General features: G+C 55.9%; 17 protein-coding genes. 3 read left to right on the top strand and 14 right to left on the bottom strand.

Annotated elements, in window-relative coordinates:
• Positions 1-61: 61 nt before the first annotated feature.
• The 13 genes from H6G53_RS17705 to H6G53_RS17645 form a co-directional block, all read right to left on the bottom strand.
• Positions 62-1,114, bottom strand: coding sequence for a dihydroorotate dehydrogenase-like protein (locus H6G53_RS17705; protein WP_190535272.1), 1,053 nt, complete (start codon positions 1,112-1,114; stop codon positions 62-64).
• A 138-nt stretch (positions 1,115-1,252) separates the two neighbouring features.
• Positions 1,253-4,870, bottom strand: a complete 3,618-nt coding sequence (gene nifJ / locus H6G53_RS17700) for a pyruvate:ferredoxin (flavodoxin) oxidoreductase (RefSeq protein WP_199309311.1) — start codon at positions 4,868-4,870, stop codon at positions 1,253-1,255.
• Between the two features lie 48 nt (positions 4,871-4,918).
• Positions 4,919-5,503: a hydrogenase maturation protease gene (locus H6G53_RS17695; RefSeq protein WP_143473173.1), complete on the bottom strand. Its 585-nt coding sequence runs from the start codon at positions 5,501-5,503 to the stop codon at positions 4,919-4,921.
• Positions 5,504-5,816: 313 nt separating this feature from the next.
• On the bottom strand, positions 5,817-7,256 hold the full coding sequence (locus H6G53_RS17690) for a Ni/Fe hydrogenase subunit alpha (protein WP_099535042.1): 1,440 nt from the start codon (positions 7,254-7,256) through the stop codon (positions 5,817-5,819).
• Positions 7,257-7,353: 97 nt separating this feature from the next.
• Positions 7,354-7,716 (bottom strand): hypothetical protein, encoded by a 363-nt coding sequence (locus H6G53_RS17685; RefSeq protein WP_199309310.1) that lies wholly within the window; start codon positions 7,714-7,716, stop codon positions 7,354-7,356.
• A 15-nt stretch (positions 7,717-7,731) separates the two neighbouring features.
• Positions 7,732-8,325, bottom strand: a complete 594-nt coding sequence (locus tag H6G53_RS17680) for an oxidoreductase (protein WP_190535267.1) — start codon at positions 8,323-8,325, stop codon at positions 7,732-7,734.
• Entirely contained in the window at positions 8,313-9,029 is a 717-nt protein-coding gene (gene hoxU / locus H6G53_RS17675) for a bidirectional hydrogenase complex protein HoxU (RefSeq protein ID WP_099535039.1), read from the bottom strand. The genes H6G53_RS17680 and hoxU overlap by 13 nt, the downstream gene beginning before the upstream one ends.
• Before the next feature lie 160 nt (positions 9,030-9,189).
• Complete coding sequence (locus H6G53_RS17670) at positions 9,190-10,821, bottom strand: NuoF family protein (RefSeq protein ID WP_190535290.1); 1,632 nt, start codon at positions 10,819-10,821, stop codon at positions 9,190-9,192.
• 167 nt (positions 10,822-10,988) lie between these two features.
• Positions 10,989-11,546 (bottom strand): bidirectional hydrogenase complex protein HoxE, encoded by a 558-nt coding sequence (hoxE, locus tag H6G53_RS17665; protein ID WP_190535264.1) that lies wholly within the window; start codon positions 11,544-11,546, stop codon positions 10,989-10,991.
• 442 nt (positions 11,547-11,988) lie between these two features.
• The gene (locus tag H6G53_RS17660; protein WP_190535262.1) at positions 11,989-12,150 is read right to left on the bottom strand and encodes a hypothetical protein; all 162 of its coding nucleotides are present in this window, start codon (positions 12,148-12,150) and stop codon (positions 11,989-11,991) included.
• 787 nt (positions 12,151-12,937) lie between these two features.
• A complete protein-coding gene (locus H6G53_RS17655; protein ID WP_099535036.1) occupies positions 12,938-13,147 on the bottom strand; it encodes a hypothetical protein in 210 nt (69 codons plus the stop codon).
• Between the two features lie 78 nt (positions 13,148-13,225).
• Positions 13,226-16,318 carry an efflux RND transporter permease subunit gene (locus H6G53_RS17650; protein WP_099535035.1) on the bottom strand — a complete coding sequence of 1,031 codons (3,093 nt, stop codon included), beginning with the start codon at positions 16,316-16,318 and terminating at the stop codon, positions 13,226-13,228.
• 171 nt (positions 16,319-16,489) lie between these two features.
• Positions 16,490-17,965: an efflux RND transporter periplasmic adaptor subunit gene (locus H6G53_RS17645; RefSeq protein ID WP_190535259.1), complete on the bottom strand. Its 1,476-nt coding sequence runs from the start codon at positions 17,963-17,965 to the stop codon at positions 16,490-16,492.
• Positions 17,966-18,119: 154 nt separating this feature from the next.
• Here H6G53_RS17645 and H6G53_RS17640 point away from each other — a divergent pair, with 154 nt between their 5' ends.
• From H6G53_RS17640 to obgE, 3 genes are all read left to right on the top strand, one after another.
• Complete coding sequence (locus H6G53_RS17640) at positions 18,120-19,478, top strand: DUF389 domain-containing protein (protein ID WP_242030979.1); 1,359 nt, start codon at positions 18,120-18,122, stop codon at positions 19,476-19,478.
• A gap of 196 nt (positions 19,479-19,674) precedes the next feature.
• The gene (locus H6G53_RS17635; protein WP_099532896.1) at positions 19,675-20,325 is read left to right on the top strand and encodes a Mo-dependent nitrogenase C-terminal domain-containing protein; all 651 of its coding nucleotides are present in this window, start codon (positions 19,675-19,677) and stop codon (positions 20,323-20,325) included.
• Positions 20,326-20,477: 152 nt separating this feature from the next.
• A complete protein-coding gene (obgE, locus tag H6G53_RS17630) occupies positions 20,478-21,611 on the top strand; it encodes a GTPase ObgE (RefSeq protein WP_190355502.1) in 1,134 nt (377 codons plus the stop codon).
• A 33-nt stretch (positions 21,612-21,644) separates the two neighbouring features.
• Here obgE and H6G53_RS17625 read toward each other — a convergent pair whose 3' ends face one another.
• The gene (locus H6G53_RS17625; protein ID WP_190535256.1) at positions 21,645-22,340 is read right to left on the bottom strand and encodes a DUF4333 domain-containing protein; all 696 of its coding nucleotides are present in this window, start codon (positions 22,338-22,340) and stop codon (positions 21,645-21,647) included.
• Positions 22,341-22,541: the final 201 nt, after the last annotated feature.

Raw genomic sequence — 22,541 nt, 5'->3', positions numbered from 1 at the left:
GGCCCGAAACCCGGTGTGCCTGGGGTGGGTGTGCTAATCCCCGCCCCAGGCTTGTTCGATCTCAGGAAGGCAAGAAGCCGCTGTGAATGGGTGGATCGAGAATCAACCCGTGGCCCGCATCCACCCGGAAAGATTGCAGCGTCTTCAGGTATTGGGCCCGTTCGTAGGCGCTGGGGTCAGGGCAATGGACTTGGCTCATCACTCCTCGCAATTCCTCAACGGAGTTATATTCCTGAGCCTCTAGCCAGGCCACCAGTTCTCGCTCCAGAACGCGCAAATGCTCCAGACCATGGCGCAGCAGCACGGAACAAACCTGGGTAATCTTGGCCCCAGCCATCAGCAATTTCACCACATCGGCCCCATGTTGCACCCCACCTGTGGCCGCCAAATCCGTCTCTAACCGGCCATAGAGCAGTGCAATCCAGCGCAGGGGCAGCCGCAAATCGTTGGCCGAACTGAGATAGGGAACGGGACGCACCTCCAGCTCGATCGGGTCGATGTCGGGCTGCATAAACCGATTGAACAGCACCAAGGCATCGGCTCCGGCTTCGTCAAAGCGCTGGGCCATGTTGGCCAGGCTGCTGAAGTAGGGGCTGATTTTGATCGCAACCGGAATGCTCACTTCGGCTTTGACGGCCCGCAGGGTGGTGAGGAACGATTGCTCAATATCCAGGCCGGAAATGTCCGGGTCGCTGGGGACAAAGTAAAGGTTTAGTTCGATCGCGTCGGCCCCGGCTTCCTGGATCGATCGGGCATATTCCACCCAACCACCGGGGGAATAGCCATTGAGGCTGGCAATGATCGGAATGCTGAGGGCGGCTTTGGCGGTGCGAATGTGGTCGAGATAATGCTCGGGGCCAAGGCGGAAGGCTTCCGGCTCAGGAAAGTAGGTGAGGGCTTCGGGATAGCTGTCGCGCCCATGGCTGAGATGGTGGTGCAGCTCAAAGCTGTCTTGCACCAGTTGTTCTTCAAATAGGGAGGGCAAGACGATCGCCCCCGCTCCGGCATCTTCTAAGCGACGCAGGTGATCGAGGGAACTGGCGAGCGGAGCAGCGGCCGAAGGTACCAGGGGCGATCGAAGGGTGAGACCCAGATAGGTGGTGTGCAGATCCATAGATTAGGGCGCTAGATTAGGGCGCTAGGTGGGGAGGCTAGGGGCGAAGAGAACTGTGGAGGGGTGAGCCGATCGCCCGATCGGCCCATCCAAAACTTCAGTCAGGGGATTTCAGTCAGGAGATTTCAGGAACGGGGCCTAGGACACCGGCTTGGGTTCCGAGGAAGAGGCAGCATCCCCTGGCGGCGTTGGGCTGGGGCGATCGGCTGCTGGGGGCTGCCCGATCGACTGGGCCGCCAGGTATTGATAGAACCGCCAGCGGTGGTTAATGTCCGCCTGCGCCTGTTGGGCCAACTGTTGCGCGGCGGCCGGGTTGGTCTTGCTCAACATCTTGAAGCGGGTTTCCATATCCATGGCCGCCGCCACAGGCATCTTCGGCGCGGGCGAATCCAAATGCAGCGGATTTTTGCCCTGGGCCACCAGATCCGGGTTATAGCGATAGAGGAACCAACGACCGCTATCCACCGCAGCTTTCTGGTGAGTCGTGCCCTTGCTCATGTCAATGCCGTGGGCGATGCAGTGGCTATAGGCCAAAATCAGCGAGGGGCCGTCGTAGGCCTCTGCCTCCAGAAAAGCCCGCAGGGTATGTTCATCACGGGCCCCCATGGCCACGCTGGCCACGTAGATGTTGCCGTAGGTCATGGCGATCGCCCCGAGATCTTTCTTGGCGGCGGGCTTACCACCAGCGGCAAACTTAGCCACCGCGCCCCGGGGCGTTGATTTTGAAGCTTGCCCCCCCGTGTTGGAATAGACTTCCGTATCCAAAACCAACACATTGACGTTTTGGCCGCTGGCCAGGACATGATCCAAGCCACCAAAGCCAATGTCATAGGCCCAACCGTCACCCCCCACAATCCAGACGGATTTCTTGACGAGGTAGTCTGCCACGGCCAGCAACCGCCGAGCATCGGGGTGATTGATCTCGGGGAGGCGCGTTTTTAGGCTGGCCACCCGATCGCGCTGTTCCCAAATTTCCGCTTCGGTGCGCTGTTCCGCCTGCAACAGGTCTTGAACCGTGCTGTCACCCAGCTCCCCAGCCAACCGCTTCAGCAGCTCGCTGGCAAAGTTGGCTTGCTGATTCACGGACAGGCGGAACCCAAGGCCAAATTCCGCGTTGTCCTCAAACAGGCTGTTTGCCCAGGCGGGGCCGCGGCCATCGGCATTTTTAGTCCAAGGGGTGGTGGGCAAGTTGCCGCCATAGATCGAGGAGCAACCGGTGGCGTTGGCAATCAATGCCCGATCGCCAAACAATTGGGACACCAACTTCAGGTAGGGCGTTTCGCCGCAACCGGCACAGGCTCCTGAGAATTCAAAGAGTGGCTCTTGCCATTGCTGTTGACGCAGCCGATCGGGATGTAATTTGGCGCGATCGGGATTTGGCAGCCCCAAGAAAAAGTCCCAATTCGTCCGCTCTGCGTCGCGTACCTCGTTGGGGTTCACCCAATTCAGCGCCTTGCGCGAGGGGCGCTTGCGATCCTTCGCGGGGCAAATTTCCACACAAAGACCGCAGCCGGTGCAGTCTTCCGGAGCCACCTGAATGGTGAATTTTTCGCCCTTGAAGTCCGGGTCGCGCGTGTCGGCCACCCGGAACCCGGCCGGCGCATCTCCCAAAGCGGCCGGATCGTAGGATTTGCCGCGAATGGTGGCATGGGGACAAATGGCGATGCACTTACCACACTGCACGCAAACCTCTGGATCCCATTCAGGCAGTTGCTGGGCAATGTTGCGTTTTTCCCATTGGGACGTGCCCGTGGGATAAGTGCCATCGCAGGGCAAGGCGCTCACCGGCAGTCGATCGCCCTCCCGAGCCATCATCGCCGCCTGCACATTGCGCACAAAATCCGGCGCGCGATCGGACACCATGGGCAACCGGTGCAAGGTGGATTGGGCCGATCGAATCGGCACCTCTTGCAAATTCGACAGGGTATTATCCACCGCCCGCAGGTTCATATTCACCACGGCGCTCCCTTTTTTGCCGTAGGTTTTTTGAATCGCCGCCCGAATTTGATTGAGGGCTTCTTCCTGGGGCAACACCCCCGTCAAGGTGAAGAAGCAAACCTGCATTGGAATATTAATGTGACCGCCCGTGCCACTCTCGCGAGCCACTTTATAGGCATCAATCGCCCAAAGTTTCAGTTGCTTCCGAATGATGATTTCTTGGGCTTCTAGCGGCAAATGATCCCAAATTTCCTCCGCCGGATAGGCCGCATTGATCAGCACCGTTGCGCCATCCAGGGCCTTGTCTAAAATTTCGTAGCGTTCCAGGAACATCCACTGGTGACAGCCAATGAACTTCGCACCTTCAATTAGGTAAGGGGCCCGAATGGGGTCAGCCCCAAAGCGCAGGTGGGAAACGGTCATCGCCCCCGACTTCTTGGAGTCATAGACGAAATAGCCTTGGGCATATTGATCGGTGCTGTCGCCAATAATTTCGATCGTGTTTTTGTTGGCTCCCACGGTTCCATCAGCCCCCAAGCCATAGAAAATGGCCGCAAAGGTGCGATCGCCCGGCAAAGCAAAGTTGGGGTCGAAGTCCAGAGACGTGAAGCTCACATCATCAACAATTCCTACCGTGAATCCATTCTTGGGTTCCGGCGATTGCAGATTTTCAAACACCGCCTTCACCATGGCCGGTGTGAATTCCTTGGAAGACAATCCATAGCGCCCGCCGATCATGGTTTTGACCGCCTGGTGTTGCGCCGATTGTTGAACCGTTGCCACCACATCCAAATAAAGCGGTTCGCCCAATGCGCCGGGTTCTTTGGTGCGATCAAGCACGGCAATGCGTTTGGTGCTGGTGGGCAATACGGTGAGGAAATCCGCCGCGCTCCAAGGACGATATAAACGAACTTTCAAGACTCCCAATTTCTGTCCCTGTTGATTCAGGGCTTGCACCGTTTCTTCAACGGTTTCGCAACCGGAACCCATCAGAATCGCCACGGATTCCGCTTCCGGATCACCCACATATTCAAAGGGCTGATAAACCCGTCCCGTCAGGTTGCCAAATTCCGCCATCACGGATTTCACAATTTCCGAACAGGCAAGATAAAACGGGTTAACGGTTTCCCGGCCTTGGAAGTAAACATCGGGATTTTGGGCCGTGCCACGCATCACCGGGCGATCGGGAGTGAGGGCGCGATCGCGGTGCTCCAAAATCGCCGCTTCGGGGATCATTGCTCGCAAATGATCTTCATCCACGGGAACAATTTTTTGAATTTCGTGGGAAGTCCGAAAGCCATCAAAAAAGTGCAGAAATGGCACTCGAGATTTCAAGGCCGCAATGTGGGAAATTGCAGCGAAATCATGGGCTTCTTGCACCGAAGCCGAACACAATAGCGCCCAACCCGTGCCCCGCGTGGCCATCACATCACTGTGATCCCCAAAAATTGACAACCCTTGGGCCGCGAGCGATCGGGCAGCCACATGCAAGGTCGCACCGGTCAATTCCCCAGCAATTTTGTACATGTTGGGAATCATCAACAGCAACCCTTGGGAAGCCGTGAATGTTGTGGCCAGGGATCCCGCCTGGAGCGCCCCATGCAGCGTGCCCGCCGCTCCGGCTTCGCTCTGCATTTCCACCACGCTCGGCACAGATCCCCAAAGATTGGGTTTGTTTTGGGCTGCCCAAGCATCAGACCATTCCCCCATGGGCGAAGCGGGCGTAATGGGGTAAATAACAATTAGTTCACTGAGACTGTAGGCAATTTTGGCAACGGCTTCGTTACCGTCGAGGGTCATGGTTTGGTGGCGTTTCATGGTCATCACTCCAGCAAAAGGCACAAAGAAGAACAGCGGGCAATTGATTTAGATTTGGACGGGTAATTTCAGCGATTCACTAGGCAGATGAAGCGAGGGAGAATGAGTCGTCATGCCTTGTACCTCGTCAATCAGGGTTTGAATGACAACCAGCGCCCGTTGCATTCCTTGAATGGCAATTTCAGAAAATTCGCAGCCCAACTCAAAGGACACCGCAGGCACTGCAATTAACCAAGCCGGGGGCACATGGCCATAGAGCCATTTCGTCATGTGCAACAGACTTTCCGGTTGATAGAAATGGCCCAAAAGACTTGGAGTTTCTGGATTTTCAGCGGTGACCGTGGCGGAAGCCGGGGTGGGTGGGCGAATTCCCAAATCTAGCGATCGCAGTTGGGTTTTGGGTGCAGACATTTTCAGGGCATTGCAGTCTAAGGCATCAACAAAAATTACCAAGCCAGCTCCCGCGATCAAATCGGCTAACTCCGGGGTTAATTGATGACAAATGAGGGTTTGAAGTTGTGAATTTTGCCATTGGGAAATGGCTTGGACGACCGCTGGCCCCACACCGTCATCACTGCGGAGAGTATTGCCATAACCAATCACCAAGATCGGGGATGGAAGATGGGTAACCATAGGGCGATCGCACCTCAAAAACTAACGAAATTCTGGTCAATACCACTGAACTGTTTCAACTGAGTCATTTGGTCATTGAGTTCAAGGGGTTGCTCACCCATCGATCGGGAGTTGATCCTGTCCGGTAGTTAATACCATCAGTCAAAACTCAATTTTTCACCTGCAATTCCTAGTAGCATGACAGGCTTAATACATTGAGTCGAAGTTGCGGAGCCAGTCGTGGTAACAAGGGGCTTAAGCCCCTTGCTGCCTAACGATTTGGTGACGGTAACAGCCATGTAATTTAACCCAACGAATTAAGGCAGCCACGCTACTAGGAAGACCGCTCCAGGGTCTGAATCAGTACCCGATCGGCATTGAACACATCTAGTTTCAGCGGCATTTGCCCCACCGCATGGGTTGAACAACTCAAGCAAGGATCAAAGGCTCGAATTCCCGCTTCAACCCGATTCAAAATTCCCTCTGGAATCGATCCATCGCTACTGCCTTCAACATAATGTTGAGCAATTTGTTTGATGGTGCGATTCATCGCCAAGTTATTTTGACCCGTGGCAATGATCAGATTCACCGATTGGATTAAGCCGTTTTCATCCACTTGGTAATGATGAAACAACGTGCCCCGAGGTGCTTCGCTCACACCAACGCCATTCAGTTCATTAATGCCGGCTTCCGCCCGCACCCGAGGCGACTGCACATCAGGATCATTCACTAACTGTTCGATCGCCTCAACACAGGCCAAAATTTCAATCAATCGAGCGTAGTGATAGAAAAACGAAGAAGTGGCCACTCGCCCACCGGCCCGCTGTCTAAATCGCTCCAGGGCCCGATCGGCTTCTGGCGTGCCAATGAAGTCACAAATATTCAACCGAGCCAGGGGCCCCACGCGATACACACCATCGGGATAACCCAAGGGTTTGTAGTAGGGAAACTTCAGATAAGACCAGGGTTCAACGGCTTCGCCAATGAAGGATTGATAGTCATCTTCCGAAAGGCGATCAGCGACAATTTGCCCTTCACTGTCAATGATGCGCAGATGACCGCCGTAATGCTCCCAACGTCCATCATCACCCACCAAACTCATGAAGAGCGATGGAAATTTACCAAACACATCGACTTCCACCGGATGGGCATCAAGCCACGATTCAAATAGTTCGATCGCGCTTAAAATTGTGGCTCGTGATTCCGGCAATCGGTCTTGAATCCAAGCTTTTCCTTCATCGGACAAGGGATAGCGAACCCCGCCAGGAACCGGCCAAGCCGCATGGATTTTGCGCGCTCCCAACAGCTCAATCACCGTTTGGCCAAACTGCCGCAACCGAATCCCCGCCCGTGCCAAGTCCGGATTCGCCGCCATTAATCCAAAAACATTGCGTTGGCCTGGGTCACTGTCCCAACCCAACAGAAAATCGGGGCTGCTGAGATGGAAAAAGCTGAGGGCATGGGATTGCAAAATTTGCCCCAGGTTCATCATCCGCCGCAACTTTTCACCCGCGATCGGGACGCGCACGGCCAAAATTTTGTCGCCGGTTTTTGCAGAGGCTAACAAGTGGCTCACGGGGCAAATGCCACAGATGCGGGAGGTAATTCCCGCCATTTCCCACATGGGTCGTCCTTCGCAAAATTTTTCAAATCCGCGAAATTCAACCACATGAAAGTGGGCATCTTCAACCTTTCCCGCATCATCCAAAAACAGGGAGATTTTGGCATGACCTTCAATGCGGGTGACCGGATCAATAACCAGTTTGGAACTCATAATGCTCGCATGATTTCAGAGGATTACCGCAGTCCAATTTGCCCATTTTCAATGGCTAATTTCTGCTAATGTCAGCCCTACTTCACTGGGGTTACGCTTAGGTTAAGCCCGGGAAGCTGGTGACAAACTGAATTTTGAGGTCAGGAAATGCCGTCACAAATTTGATTTTGAAGTCGGGGAAAGCATTGACAAATTGCCACTCACCACACCGATCGGGAAATGCGTTGACGATTTGCACTTTCAAATCGGGGAATGCTTCAACAACCTGCACCGTAAAATCGGGAAAGGATTCAACAATTTGCACCTTGCCAAATAGGGGGCGCTCTTTGTATTGACAGGTGCTGGGGGAGTTGGCCCTAACTCCTAAGCTCCAGAGGGATAAGATCAGCCCGATCGCCCCGATCAAGAGTCCCCTCGAAAGCCAAAGTCGCCATGGTTGCCGCCGTCGATCGCCTGCCATTGCTGCCCCCTGTCCCTAACCAAATTTCAGATTGGCTGTTTGGGCTTCACCAGTAAAAAGTGACTCCAGGGCGCTTTGAATTTGGGCAGCCGAGGGCGGACAACCGGGCAAAAACACATCCACAGGAACCACTTGATGGACGGGCAAGGCCTGTTTAATCAAGGGCGGCACAATGCCCGGCTCTCGAGGATATTGCGGCGATAAATCCGCCAATTCCAGATAGCAACGATCGAGAATTTCTTCAACGGTGGCGCTCGGATTACGCATGGCGGTTACATTGCCATTCACCGCACAATCGCCAAAAGAAATTAACAGCTTGCTGCGCGATCGCACCTTTTGGATAAATTCCAAATTTTCCTCATTGGCAACGGCTCCTTCTGCCAGGCAAATATCCACCTGATCGGGAAAAATCTTGGCATCGCTGCCCACGGGGCTAAACACCACCTCCGCGTATTTCGCCAGCTCAAACAGCCACTCATCTAAGTCCAAAAAGGACATGTGACAACCGGAACAGCCCCCTAACCAAACGGTTGCAAAGCGTAATTTGGGGCGATCGGCTCCTTCCGTGGCCACCGCAGCCCCTTGAGCGGGATTGGTTAGCGTGTCCATTGGTGTTCCTCCCTAGCGGATTGCAAAAATTGCAGGCGATCGCGATCGCGCGTCATTTCCGCAACCGTTGATCCTTTCTTAAACAAAGCACCCGTGGGGCAAGCATCCACGCATTTACCGCAGGATGTGCAAGCATCCACATCACCCCAGGGCTGATCCAAACCGGCAATTAATTTGACCCGTTCGCCCCGGAACGCAATATCCCAAACCCTGGCTCCTTCAATTTCGTCGCACACTCGAATGCAGCGGGTGCAGTAGATACAACGGTTGCGATCGAGTCCGAATTTTTCATGGGAAACATCCACATCCCGCTTGGGAAATTGGTAGGCAAAATGGCTATGATCCATCCCCACCGTGGTGGCCATATCCTGCAATTCACAGTGATTATTGGCCACGCAAACGGAACAAACATGGTTGCCTTCTGCAAAGAGCAATTCCACCAAGGTTCGGCGGTAGGACTGCAACGTGGGCGTGTTGGTTTGCACCGCCATGCCCTCGGCCACTTGGGTCACACAGGCGGGCAATAGTTTGTTAATTCCCGCCACTTCCACCACACAAAGACGACAGCCTCCCACATCCGAAACCCCTTCCAAATGGCACAGGGTGGGAATGGCAATGCCAGCCGATCGCGCCGCCTGCAAAATACTGGCTTTTGCTTCAGCGGCGACCGCCACCCCATCAATTGTCAGCGTTACGACAGCCATACGTTAAATCCCTTCAGTCCCATGAAATTGCTTGCTTCGATCAGCCCAAGAAGATCAGCAAAAAATCAGCAAAAGATCAGTAATTAGGTTCAACCACTGGGTTTAATGATTAGGTTCAACCACTGGGTTTAATGATTAGGTTCAACCTGATGCATCCCCCTCAAGAAACCGTCGCCGGAATTCGCCAGCGATCGGGCTGCAACAGGGCTTGATATTCCTCCGGGAAATAGCGCAACGTGCTCACGATCGGATTCGGAGCCGACATGCCCAACCCGCAAAGGCTGGTGTGGCGCACCACCTGACAAAGGCTTTCCATTTGCGCCAGATCAAAGGCCGTGCCCCGACCTTCCACCAGCTTGGTCAGCAAATCATGGAGTTGAACCGTGCCCGTCCGGCAAGGCACACAGCGCCCACAAGACTCACTGCGGCAAAATTCCATATAGAACCGCGCCACCTCCACCATGCTGGTTTTGTCATCCATCACCACCATGCCGCCGGATCCCATCATTGACCCCAAAGCCGCCAAGGACTCGTAATCCACAGGCGTGTCCAGATAGCTGCTGGGGATGCAGCCGCCCGAGGGACCGCCCGTTTGGACTGCTTTCACCTGCCCTTCGGAAACACCGCCGCCCATTTCTTCCACGATCGTTCGCAAGCTAATGCCCATCGGCACTTCAATGAGGCCGGTGTTGCAAACCTTGCCGGTCAAGGAAAAGATCTTGGTGCCCTTGCTGGTTTCCGTGCCAATGCCCGCAAACCAATCCGCACCCTTGCGAATGATCGGGGCAATGTTGGCGAAGGTTTCCACGTTGTTGATCAGGGTGGGCGCTTGCCAGAGGCCCGAAATGGCCGGGTAGGGCGGCCGGGGACGGGGAGTGCCGCGCTTGCCTTCCACAGAAGCAATCAGGGCCGTTTCTTCGCCACAAACAAAGGCCCCAGCCCCCACCCGAATATCCACCTTGAAATCAAAACCCGAACCAAAAATTTGGCTCCCTAAAAATCCCTTTTGCTTGGCCTGTTGAATGGCCTTTTGCAGGCGATGAATCGCTAGGGGATATTCCGCTCGCACATAGATAAATCCTTGGTCAGCTCCCACGGCATAGCCTGCGATCGCCATGCCTTCTAGGATCCGGTGGGGATCGCTCTCCAGAACGCTGCGATCCATGAATGCGCCTGGATCTCCTTCATCTCCATTACAAATCACATACTTCTGGCCGGGGGGCATTTTGGCCACCGTGGCCCACTTCAACCCTGTGGGATAGCCCGCACCGCCTCGGCCCCGCAGGCCCGATTTCGAGATTTCTTGAACGACCGCTTCTGGGGTGAGTTCAAACAGGGCATGGTGGAGGGCTTGATAAGCACCAAGGGCGATCGATTCTTCAATGCGTTCCGGGTCAACTTTGCCGCTGTGGTTCCGCACAATCAGCAACTGCTTCGCAAAAAATGGGTGTTGCGAATTGCCCTGTAGGGCATCGGTTTTGCCCCCTTGAATGGTGTCAATAATTGAGGGGGCCTGTGCCGGGGTCACCTTTTCGTAATGGGTGGTTGTTACCTGGGGATCGGTGGAGTCCAATTCCACCATCGGCCCCTGGCCACAAAACCCCATGCAACCCACGCCAACCACTTCCACGCGATCGGCTAGTTGGCAATCCTGAACCCGTTTTTCAAGGGCTTTTTTAACTTCGAGCGATCGAGCCGCTTGGCAGCCCGTGGAAGTGCAGCAATGTACACGAATGGGCTTTTTCGCCTGGGCACATTGTTCCGCGAGATCGAGCAGTTCATGACCATCCATGGATTCGGACTCCTCAGGCAGCTTGGTCAGCAGATTGGGGAAAACGGGGCGACAAACGGGACGGCAAATTAACGGATAATGCACGTCATTTCGAGTAGGTCATTCAGGGCGAATCATGGGCAGGCTGCGGGCAGGCCACAGGTAACCACGATTCGCAACCCAACGATTCATGCATCACCACGCCACTGATCAATGCGGGCGATCGCCTGTTCTGTGGTCACCTGCGCCGCCACTTGCCCGTCAAACACCACCGCTGGCGCAATGCCGCAGGCTCCGATGCAACGGGCCGTCACCAACGAAACTTTGCCGTCGCTGGTGGTGGCTCCCGACTGAATACCGGTGTGTTTTTCCAAAGCATTCAGCACATCGCCGCTCCCCTTGACATAGCAAGCGGTTCCCAAACAAACCACACAGGTATGTTCACCGCTGGGCTTGAGGGAAAAGAGGTGATAAAACGTGGCGACACCCAACACATGGCTCGCAGGTAATTGGAGCGATCGAGCCACATGCAACAGCGTTTTTTCCTCTAAATAACCAAAGATTTCTTGGGCCCGGTGCAGAACTTCAATCAAAGCATCTTGGCGATATTGTTGGCGTTTCATCACCAAATCCAACGCCTTGAACCGTTTATCAACCGCCGAAGAATCAGTTGCCCTTGCAGTTTTAGAACCCTTCGATCCAGAAGCCTTTGATCCAGCCGACCCAGCCGATCCAGATTGACTCATTGGGGCATTCGCAGAGACAGCACCAGAGGGTTGACTGACCGGCTGATCTTGATCAGGCTTAGTTGCAATAGCCATAGTTCCACTCACTTTCATGACTCTCAACCAATGCTGTGCCGTTGTGCCAAGGCAGCACAAAGCAACCCCTTACAGCGCTGCCATGGCAACAACCTTGCAGCGATCAAGCGGGTGATTGGTTATCTCAAATGTTCAAAAATGTTCAGAAAACTGGATCAGGCGAGCTTCCTTTGGCAAAGACTGAACCTCAGAAGCATTGAGCTGATGCGGGTAGATTCAGGACAGCCAATTCAAAGGAATTAATTCAGGGCAGCCAATTCAAAACAGCCAACTTCATTGGGCGCGGTTGAATTTGATTAGGCTAGCTTGATGCGGCTAATGGGTTGGTTAAGGCAAAGGAAAGCAATTAAGTCGTGAGCTGGTAGCGCTAGATCCGGTGCAGAAGCCACGGAAGGGTTAGCCAAAAGCACCAATCCTTCGGGGAATTCATGCCAAAAGAGAAGGGAAAATAATGACCCGATCGCCATTCCGTGATTTCCATCCCCGATCGCCCGTGGGGGTCGAGCATGGGTGGCCACAGCGGGGGCAAGATCGAATCACAAATCTAGCCTAGCGTCAGTTCCCAGATGAATTGAGGGAGCGATCGGTTTTCTTAAGGAATGCCGAGCAAAATAGTGCGATTTTTGTAAAATTTGTAAATACTTGCTTGGGCGGTGGAAGTCTAAACAAATTCTCTTGGGTTGTTTAGCGGCCGAATTTTCCTAAATTAGCAAGATTTTCCGATGAAAAGTGTCGATTGATGCGTTTTTGAAGAAGCCATTAAAACAACAAAAAGCGATCAAAAATTACTTAATTTCTCGCATCGATCGATTCTTAACCGGTTCTTTCCCATTTTTACCGTGGCTTCTTGGGGCAACCAGCACACTCTCCGGCTAATTATCGGCCAATTACCGGCTAATTGAGAAATTATCCATGAAACGGAGCAACCAGCCGATTAGACTCGATCGAGATCTGAAGTTTAACCCAAGTTTAAATCACGATTTCTTAACCTATCTTGATGAAATATCTGAACAGAATTCGCCAGGAAATTCGCTAACAAGTCGCATCATTCCCATCAAGGCGAATGGAAACCTCACTCAACCAAAGCATCCTCGTTTAATGGAGCTTCTGATCTCAGTTCAGCCGCCTCATGCAGTCACCCCATTGGGTCGATCGATTTAGCTACAGGATTGGGCTATTGGTGAAATTGCTTTGGAAATTTGATAGGAAGTTTGATAGAAAGTTTGATAGGAAATCTAATAACAAGAGGCGGGCATGGGCAACCTAATTGCCACACCCGCCATCCACAGGTCACTGAAAATCGCGCAGCTAAAGACTTAACCCGAGTGGCTGCAAACATCCGCTAGGAGAAAACCCATCTCACACTCATAGCAAGCGGGTTGGTTGTCGGCGGCAGGCCGCACCGCATGGGCACAGGAGAGATGACCATTCTGCCAACGCGGATTACCCGTGCGATCGGCCCACAGGCAACCTTGGCAAACATCTTTAGGGGTCAACAAGCCACTGTTCAGGAGCATGACCAACATCAAGACACCCCCAGGCTTAGATTCGCCGGTTCTGATCTGATTGTATGCCGTTCTTAGGGGGCGTTCCTGTGGCGGAGATCACGACTCCAGAACTTTGCGAACGGTCGATCGACGGCGGCGACGCGGCTCAATCCCCACCAGTTGCTTGAACCAATGCTGGATATTGTCCACATAGGTAAACAACACAGGCACCACCAGCAGCGTCAGCAGGGTTGAAGTGGTGAACCCGCCAATCACAGCCACGGCCATGGGGCTGCGCTCTTCGGCTCCGGCTCCCAAACCCAAGGCCAGAGGAAACAGCCCCACCACCGTTGACACGGAGGTCATCAAAATGGGGCGCAGGCGGGCCACACCGGATTCAATCACGGCTTTCGATTGGGGAAGTCCGTGGCGTTCCGCTTCGAGGGCAAAGTCCACCAGCAGAATCGCGTTTTTGGTGACCAGCCCCATTAGCAACACAATCCCAATCAGGGCAAAGAGACCCAGTTCCTTTTGCATCACCAACAGGCCTAGGAAAGTGCCGCCCGTGGCCAACGGCAGGGCCGCCAAAATCCCGATCGGGTAAAGGAAGCTGTTATAGAGCAGCACCAACACCCCGTAGATCGAGAGCACGCCCAACCCCAACGCGGACAAAAACCGGCTGAAAATATCGCGCATGATTTTGGCATCGCCGGCCGGTTCTTCTTCAATGCCGGGGGGCAAGGGGTTCATGGCCGGCAGGGCGCGAATCTGTTCCAAGGCCGTGCCCAGGGAGATGCCTTGCAGATTGGCATCTAGGGTGACCTGGCGCGATCGGTTGTAGCGATTAATTTGGGCGGGCCCGCTGATGAGCTGAATATCCGCCACGCTGGTGAGGGGAATCATGGCTCCGTTGCGACCGGGAACCCGCAAATTTTCGAGGGTTTCGATGTTGCTGCGGAATTGAGGGGCAATTTTTACCCAAATCGGGATTTGCCGATCGCTCAGGTTGAACTTAGCCAAGCTCGATTCGTTATCCCCGATCGTGGCCAGGGTGGCGGTGCGGGAAATGGCCTGAACCGAAACGCCCAAGTCCGTTGCCCGTTGCACATCGGGAATGATGGCCACTTCTGGCTTCACTAGGCTGGCGCTGGAGGTGACTTCCACCAAACCGGACAGGCCGCGCATTTGTCGCTCCAAGTCAGCGGCGGTTTTGGTCAGCAGTTCCGGATTTTCACTCTTGAGCACAATCCGCAGATCTTTGCTAGTGCCGCCTCGGCTTTGCAAGCTTTGGAAGGTGACCCGGGCCCCGGCGATCGACTTGAACTGTTCCCGCATCTGTTGCTCAAATTGCCGCTGGGTAACGCTGCGTTGGTCTTCGGGTTTCAGGTTCACATACCCCGTGGCCAGGTTGTTTTGGCGAGCGGCAAACAACACCCGATCGACCGCTGGATTTGCTTTCAGCAGGCCGTAGGTACGGCTCATGACTTCCACGGTTTCTTCGAGAGGCGTGCCCGGTGGCAGTTCAATTTCCACGGTGCTGAGGCCCGTGTCACCACTGCTAAACAAGCCTTTAGGAATGAAGGGCACTAACTGCAAACTGGCGATGAAAAAGGCGATCGCGATCATCAAGGTGGCGACCCGATGCCGCAGGGCCCAAACCAGCACCCGGCGATAGGGGCCCGGTTGGGTTTCGGTCGATTGCGCCTCTGCCACCAGCTCCAGGTTGGCCTTGGGTTTCAGCAAGTAGGCGCTCATCATGGGGGTGACGGTACAGGCAACGGTGGTGGAAAAGACCGTGGACACGGCCACCGTGACCCCAAAGGGCTGGAAAAATTGCCCCGGAATGCCACCCATGAAAGCCACCGGCAAGAACACGCCGATCAGGGTTCCGGCGGTGGCCAGCAGGGAAAAGCCCAATTCCGACGACGCATCCAAGGCCGCCTGTCGGGGCGATTTGCCCATGTTCAAGTGCCGATCGACATCCTCCACCACGCACACCGCGTCATCGATCAAGTTCCCGATCGCCAGGGCCAAGGCCAGCAGGGTCATGCTGTTGAGCGTGTAGCCCAGCATTTGCATCACCGCAAAGGTTGGGATGATCGACAACGGCAGAGCCGCCCCCGCAATCAGCGTGTAACGAACGTTGCGCAGGAAGATGCCTACGACGATCGTGGTGAGAATGCAGGAAGAAATTAGCTCCTCAACGGTCGATCGATAGGTCATCCGAATCGGATCCGCGTCGCTAAAAATCAAATCAAATTTGAGATTAGGCAAGCGCTTTTGCAGTTCCGCCACCGCTTTGGTGACATTTTCTTCCACGGTCACCAGGGTGCTGCCGGTGCTGCGGAGCACGGAAAAGGCCACGGCCGGCTCCCCATTCAAAAAGGCCGCTTCCTTGGGTTCCGTGAAACTGTCGCTGACACGGCCCAGGCTCGCGAGGGGAATCGTGCCGCCATTGGGCAGGGTAACTCGGTAGTTTTGCAGTTGGCTGAGGGTGCGGGCGCTGCCCAAGGTGCGGATCGTTTGCTGGCTGCCGCCCACGTCCACCTGGCCGCCAGGGAAGTTGGCATTGAGCGATCGCACCTGGTCATTCACCTGGGTGGCCGTAATCCCATAGGCTGACAGTCGCCCCGGATCCAAATCAATCCGAATTGCCCGACTCACGCCCCCCAATCGCTCCACCTGGGCCACACCGGACACGGACAGCAATTCCCGGGCAATGGTGCGATCGACCAAATCGCTCAATTCTTCAACGGATTTTCCCTCGCCCGACAAGGCGTAGGTCATGATCGCCCCGCCGCTGAATTCCACCCGATCGACCAACGGCTCATCCACCGAAGCGGGCAGGCTCGATCGAATCTGGGAGATGGCATTGCGCACATCATTGGTGGCCTGGTTGGCATCGGTTCCCAGCACAAAGTTGACCAGCGTGAACGATCGCCCATCGGTCACCGTGGAGGTCATCTGGTCAATGTTGCCCAAGGCGGCGATCGCATCCTCCACCTTTTTAGTCACCTCGGTTTCCAGTTCCACGGGCCCCGCGCCGGGTTGAATCACCGTGACGGATACCGCCGGTACATCGATATTTGGGCTTTGGTCGATGCCCAAATTCAAAAAGGAGGCAACCCCCAAGATGGCCGCCACCAAACAGGCCAAAATCGTGGGGATCGGTTTCCGAATCGAACCAGCGGACAGGTTGAAGTTACTCATCGGTCAAAAATCCGTTCGTCCGAAGTGACGGCATTAGGCATCTGAAAACATCGATACAACGGGCATTTGATCAACGGGCAATTGATCGACAGGCATTTGATCAATTGATTCAGCTAATCAACGGGCATTTGATCAACTAATCAACAAGCATCAACGGGCATTAACGGGCATTTAATTGGGCATCACACGCACCCGATCGCCATCTTTCAGGTAGGGCCCACCCTTGACCACGACTCCTTGGCCCGCTTGCAAACCGCTGCGCACTTCCACCCGCCCATCGGGGAGCACCTTGCCCACTTCAACGCGCTGGGCACTAACTGTGTTGTCGGGGTTCAAGCGATAGGCGATCGCTGTGCCATCCGGCTGTGGCAACACCGCTTTGGCCGGAATCGCCAAGCCGCGCCCCATGGAAACCCCCACGGCGGCCCGCAAAAACATCCCCGTGCGCAGTCCCGGCGAGGATTGCAGCTCCACCTTGACCGTGGCCAGACGAGATTGGGGGTCGATCGTGGGGTCAATTTCGCGCACCCGACCGTTAATCACCTGCCGGGTGGCATCCACGATCGCCTGCACCGGTTGCCCCGGCTGAATACCCCGGAGTTGGGTTTCGGGAACTTTCAAATGCAGTTCCAGCTTGCCCACCGCTGCAATTTGGAAGAGCGGCGTATTGGCCGTCACATTGCCCACGGTGGTTTCCCGCTTCACAATCACCCCCGGCGCGGGAGCCAAGACTCGCGAGTTTTTGAGTTGCTCCATGATTTGGCGCACCCGGCCACGCGCCTGCAAAAAGCGGGCTTCTGCTTGGGTAATGTCTTCTCGGCGGTTACCGGTGGCTAACTGGCGGTAGCGCTGCTGGGTTTCCGCAAAGCGGGCTTGGGCCTGTTCGAGGGCCGCCTCGTCGCCCCGGGCCCGGGTAATCACTTCATCCAAGCGATCGCGCGAGATTGCCCCCTCATTGGCCAGGGATTGGTTGCGATCGACTCGCAACTTTGAAAGGGCCAGGTCAGCTCTGGCGCGATCGACCCCCGCTGCTGCCTGGCGGGCCGCCTCGCGGGCCTGGGCAATTTCCTCCGGCCGGAACCCACTGCGCAACTTTGCCAGGGCCGCTTCCTCTTCCAAGGCCTGGGCGCGGGCTTGACCCAACTGGGTGCGCAACAAGGAATCATCGACGATGGCTAGGGTTTGCCCCTGCTGCACCACTTGCCCCTCATCGGCCAAAATTTGCAGCACCTTTAGCCCAGTACCCGGCGGTTGCACGGGCACTAGCTCACGGGCCTCGATCGTGCCGCTGGCTTCGATCGTTCGGCTCACTTGGGCCAATTCTGCGGTGGCAATGGTCACCGGCTGTTCGCTGCCGGTCGCCGGGGGCGCGGTGGCCGTCGCGGGCTGTTGGGCCACGGCGGGTTGCGCTTGGGGATTGCGGCCTCCCAGGGCAAAGCTCACCCCCAAACTGACCAACACCCCCGCCCCCAGGCCCACCAACAACCCCCGGGGGCCGCTCAGCCAAGCAGTTCCCGGGAGCCACAGGTCATCTCCAGGGTCAAGGGCTTCGTCATCCAGATCAAGGATTTCGTCATCGATCGGGGTCGGTGGCATGGGTGCGGGTGAAGCGTCCGTTGTGGTGCGATCGGGCAAGTCGAGGGCCATGGTTTAACCCCAGGCGGGTGGCAAGTGAGAGGCAATTGGCGGCGATGGCGCTAGGCGGTCTGTTCGCCCAACGTCACAGGGGCAATTCCAGCGGGTCAATTCCACAGGGTAAGGAATTCAGACCTGAATCGTGATCCCTGGAAGCTAAAGAAACATGAAATTTTTTTGCATCCTCTTTAAAGATTACCCCAACCATGCCCTGAGCTTGGGATCGATTGGCAGTTCCGATGACAGTTCCGATCGCCCCTCCATGCCCCCAATCGCTGCCAATCAACAGCCGACGCGGATTGGGCATCCAAATCCTCTCCATCCCCCCCGATCGCGCCGCACCGATCGCGCCGTCAACCTCCTGCGGGCGCGATCGATAATGGAGCCTGCCCAATCCCACAGCAGTCCAGCAATCAGGAGCCAGTTCATGGCGCAAAAGCAGCACAAGTCGGGGTGGATCAGGCAAGGGGGGTGTCAGGCTAGCCGGTCTGACCTTTGGCAATGGGGCAAGGCCGCCCGTCAGCGGCTGATTCAGTGGCAGCGCTTGTCACCGGAGCGATCGACCCAGCTCAATCACATGCTCTGGGAAGATGCGCGGATCGATCGCCCCTATCTCACCCAAGTCCTCGCGGCCTGTTTGATTGCCTCCTTTGGACTGTTGGCCAACAGCGTCGCCGTCATCATTGGGGCCATGATCATCGCGCCCCTGATGTTGCCCATTCGGGCGATCGCCTGGAGCGTTGTGGCGGGCGATTGGTCTCTGTTTCGGCGGGGTTTTGGGTCGCTCAGTTGTGGTGTGTTTCTGGCGATCGGGCTGTCTGCCTTGGTTGGCTGGTTGGCAGGCATTCCCGCCTTTGGCAGTGAAGTGCTGGCCCGGGGAAATCCCAACCTGTTGGATTTAGGCGTGGCCCTCGTGGCCGGAGCGGTCAGCGCCTATGCCATGGTGCAGCCCAAGGTTTCGGGAACCGTGGCAGGAACCGCGATCGCCGTGGCCCTGATGCCGCCCGCCTGTACCGTTGGCCTCGCCATTTCCCAGGGCTATGGTCTGTTGGCCCAAGGGGCCGCCCTACTGCTGTTGACAAACCTCTGTGGCATTGCCTTGGCGGCGGCACTAACCTTCTGGGTTTTGGGGGAACTGCCCTTGAAAACCGGCCGCCACGGCATGACCGCGATCATCGGCATGACCCTACTGTTAGCCGTGCCGTTGACCTACAGCTTTTCCGAACTGGTGCGCCAGGCCCGGCTAGAAGCCAGCTTGCGCCAAGCCCTGCTCGATCGAACCCTCACTTTCCGGCGCGTGAAGCTCATTGACAGCAGCGTTAACTGGCTGGCCAGCCCACCAGAAGTTCGCCTCACCGTTCAATCGGCCGAGAGCATTTCGCCCTTTCAAGCCCAATTGCTCGAAGAATTTCTGGAAAAAGATATGGGTCAGCCATTCCGGCTCGTATTCCTGGTCAGTAAAGTTTCGGAAATTCACTCAGATTCGCGCACTGAGCCGGAGCCACCCCCGCCAGCCGCCCAATAGTTTCAACCGATCAGCCCAATTCATCGGCCAGATTCACCAGCCAGATTCAGTTGTTAAAACAGTTGTGATCCGTTGTTCAAAGATCAGTTGTTAAGAGAAGTAGGTACTGCGGGCCAGGGCGCGATCGCCCCTCTTAGGATATTGATCAAGACACAAAGGGATTGAGACACAAAGTTGCGATTAGGTGTCAGTTTTTATGACTCTTGTGGCAGAACCATCCGATCGCGTTCGTACCCTGCTGTGGTTGCGAGGCCTGACCACCGTTGCTTGGGCCGATGGTCACCTTGATGATGAAGAACGGGAAATCATCACCTCCCTCACCCACGAAACCCTCGACCCCGAAGCCATCCTCGAACCCCTCACCCCCGAAGAACTGGCCGCCGAACTCGGAGACGACCCCCACCACGCAGATAACTTCCTGCGCACCGCCGTGATGGTGGCGATCGCTGACGGCATTTACTCCGACTCCGAAGATCAGCTCATTCGGCAGTTCAGCACCGCCCTTGGCCGCAAAATTCCCGCCTTTGAAGCTCTACAACAAACCCTCAATTGCGCCGAGCCGATTCAGACCCACCCCGACCCACACCGGGGCGATGTGCTCAACCCCGTGCGCCATTGGCTCGATGGTTTGGAAATTCACAATCCCAAAGTTGCGCACTTTCTCTGTAAAATGATCCCCGCCCAATGCCCCTTCGAGCGGGATGTGGTCGTTTTTGGGCGCAAGCTGGCCCACATTCCCCCCATGTGCAAGCTCAACCCACTCTACGACCAGCTCATGGGGTTGCGATTTCGTGCTCTCTCCTACTTGGCAGACGACTGTGGTGAAGACATCACCCCCTACTGCTAGGTGGGTTCTGGGGGCGATCGGGGATCTCCGCCCAACCCAAAGCCACCGCTAGCTCGATCGCGAGCCTTCATCTCCCGGATCATCTGCGATCCCCGGCTAGGGTTGCTGGACTTCCCCAATGCTGCTTTCCCATCATTTCGCGCCACTATTTCATGCAATTTATTGATCATTCAGAAATCGTCGTCCAAGCTGGCAACGGGGGCGACGGCATCGTTGCCTTTCGTCGGGAAAAATATGTGCCCGCCGGGGGCCCCGCTGGCGGTAACGGGGGTCGGGGCGGCTCCGTTTACTTTGTCGCCACCGATCGCCTGCAAACCCTATTGGACTTTCGCTACAACGCTCGCTTCAAGGCCCAAGACGGAATGCGCGGCGGCCCCAACAATTGCACCGGCCGCAGCGGCGAAGATTTGGTGGTGGAAGTGCCCTGCGGAACAGCGGTTTATGATGCCAACACCCGGGTTTTGGTGGCCGATTTGGTGCAACCCGGCCAGCGGATTTGCATCGCCAAAGGGGGCAAGGGCGGCCTCGGGAATGCCCATTTTTTGAGCAACCGAAACCGCGCACCGGAACTGGCCCTGCCTGGGTTACCCGGCGAAGAATTTCGGCTGTATTTGGAGCTGAAGCTGCTGGCGGAGGTGGGGATCGTGGGGCTGCCGAATGCGGGCAAGTCCACAATGATTTCTGCGCTCTCGGCGGCCAAGCCGAAAATTGCCGACTACCCCTTCACCACCCTCGTGCCGAACTTGGGTGTGGTGCGCCGGCCCACGGGCGATGGCACGGTATTTGCGGACATTCCCGGTTTGATTGAAGGGGCCCATGAGGGCTTGGGCCTGGGTCATGAGTTTCTGCGGCACATTGAACGGACGCGGCTGCTGTTGCACTTGGTGGATGCGACCGGAGAAGACCCGATCGCGGCCTATCACACGATTCAAAACGAGCTACAGGCCTATGGGCGCGGCCTGACCGATCGCCCGCAAATCCTAGCCATTAACAAAGTAGACGCGGTGGATGCCGATTGGGTAGATACCCTGATCGAGGAGCTGCAACCCCACCACCCGGAACCGATCCTGAAGGTATCTGCCGCCACCCGCCATAACTTGGATGGGCTGTTGCAGCGGGTTTGGGATTGGCTGGATCAGTTGGGCCCCGTTGTTTTGGAGTTGCCCACCCTGCTCGATCGCCCCCTGCGCGGTGATGGGGTTGAGTTTGATGATGAGGACTTTGACGAGGACGAAGACTGGGAAGATGACGAAGACGGCCCCGAAGTGATTTGGGTTGGTCATTAAGCGCCGGAATCTCCCCAGGTCAACCCAGGCCGGTTAGTCGGCTAATTCTGTCCAGCCGGTCGCATCCTTGGCTGGGCCGGGAGCTGGGGCAGCCGCCGGAGCGGAACGCGGGGCGGCCGGTGTGGTGGCGGTGGCGGGATCGGTGCTGGCGGGGGTGGAACTGGTTTCGGGGGCGATCGCCTGGGCTGGTGGGTTGCTGGGCCGTTGAGCCGTCAGGGCAGGCGGGGGCGTTTGCCAGGTGATTTGCCCCTGATCGCGCACATCCACCGTGATCGATCGCACCTGGCCCGCCCCAATCACTTGGCATTCAAAGCGATCGCCTGGTGAAACCACTCGATAGGGTTGTCCACAGTCAATTTTCAGGCTGTTGCTGGGGCCACTGGTGGCCTCTTGGGCTGCCAAGGCTGTTTGTAGATCAGTCTGCAAGGAGCCTAAATCCAGCAGTCGCCAAGAATTAATCACTTCCCAACGAATGGTGGCGCGATCGTCCACTTGGGTCACAGCCACAAAGAAATTGCCCTCCGGTTCCAACTTGCCCACACATTCAAAAGTTTGCCCCGTCCGAGGGGTTAAATTCGCCGGGCAACGCAACTGGTTGACCGGTACTTTAGCGTTGAGTAATTCCTGCTGAATTTGAGCAGAAATTTTTTCCGTATCGAGTTTGGAGCAGCCTCCTAGAAGCAGCCCCAAGCCAGCCAGGGCGATCGCTGATCGAGCACTAATTAACATGATCAATAAATAGTGAAATAGATCAAGATTCCAGTCAAATTAAGGTTTTTAAAAAATCATGACTATCAGAAGTGTTGAATCTAAACACAAAACTTCATATTCTAGGCAACAAGAGTTTCTGGCAGTAAATCATAGCTCCAATGACTGATTGAGCCATAGCGACCGAGTACAACTTGCAAATATCGCAATTTATCTAGTAGC

The organism is Limnothrix sp. FACHB-406 (assembly GCF_014698235.1).
Lineage (GTDB): Bacteria > Cyanobacteriota > Cyanobacteriia > CACIAM-69d > CACIAM-69d > CACIAM-69d.
This window is presented reverse-complemented; position numbering and strand designations above follow the sequence as displayed.

Excerpts from the sequence above, each read along its gene's own strand:
- H6G53_RS17705 (WP_190535272.1), bottom strand. The coding sequence starts at position 1,114 with ATGGATCTGCACACCACCTATCTGGGTCTCACCCTTCGATCGCCCCTG.
- nifJ (WP_199309311.1), bottom strand. The coding sequence starts at position 4,870 with ATGAAACGCCACCAAACCATGACCCTCGACGGTAACGAAGCCGTTGCC.
- H6G53_RS17695 (WP_143473173.1), bottom strand. The coding sequence starts at position 5,503 with ATGGTTACCCATCTTCCATCCCCGATCTTGGTGATTGGTTATGGCAAT.
- H6G53_RS17690 (WP_099535042.1), bottom strand. The coding sequence starts at position 7,256 with ATGAGTTCCAAACTGGTTATTGATCCGGTCACCCGCATTGAAGGTCAT.
- H6G53_RS17685 (WP_199309310.1), bottom strand. The coding sequence starts at position 7,716 with ATGGCAGGCGATCGACGGCGGCAACCATGGCGACTTTGGCTTTCGAGG.
- H6G53_RS17680 (WP_190535267.1), bottom strand. The coding sequence starts at position 8,325 with ATGGACACGCTAACCAATCCCGCTCAAGGGGCTGCGGTGGCCACGGAA.
- hoxU (WP_099535039.1), bottom strand. The coding sequence starts at position 9,029 with ATGGCTGTCGTAACGCTGACAATTGATGGGGTGGCGGTCGCCGCTGAA.
- H6G53_RS17670 (WP_190535290.1), bottom strand. The coding sequence starts at position 10,821 with ATGGATGGTCATGAACTGCTCGATCTCGCGGAACAATGTGCCCAGGCG.
- hoxE (WP_190535264.1), bottom strand. The coding sequence starts at position 11,546 with ATGAGTCAATCTGGATCGGCTGGGTCGGCTGGATCAAAGGCTTCTGGA.
- H6G53_RS17655 (WP_099535036.1), bottom strand. The coding sequence starts at position 13,147 with ATGTTGGTCATGCTCCTGAACAGTGGCTTGTTGACCCCTAAAGATGTT.
- H6G53_RS17650 (WP_099535035.1), bottom strand. The coding sequence starts at position 16,318 with ATGAGTAACTTCAACCTGTCCGCTGGTTCGATTCGGAAACCGATCCCC.
- H6G53_RS17645 (WP_190535259.1), bottom strand. The coding sequence starts at position 17,965 with ATGGCCCTCGACTTGCCCGATCGCACCACAACGGACGCTTCACCCGCA.
- H6G53_RS17640 (WP_242030979.1), top strand. The coding sequence starts at position 18,120 with ATGAAATTTTTTTGCATCCTCTTTAAAGATTACCCCAACCATGCCCTG.
- H6G53_RS17635 (WP_099532896.1), top strand. The coding sequence starts at position 19,675 with ATGACTCTTGTGGCAGAACCATCCGATCGCGTTCGTACCCTGCTGTGG.
- obgE (WP_190355502.1), top strand. The coding sequence starts at position 20,478 with ATGCAATTTATTGATCATTCAGAAATCGTCGTCCAAGCTGGCAACGGG.
- H6G53_RS17625 (WP_190535256.1), bottom strand. The coding sequence starts at position 22,340 with ATGTTAATTAGTGCTCGATCAGCGATCGCCCTGGCTGGCTTGGGGCTG.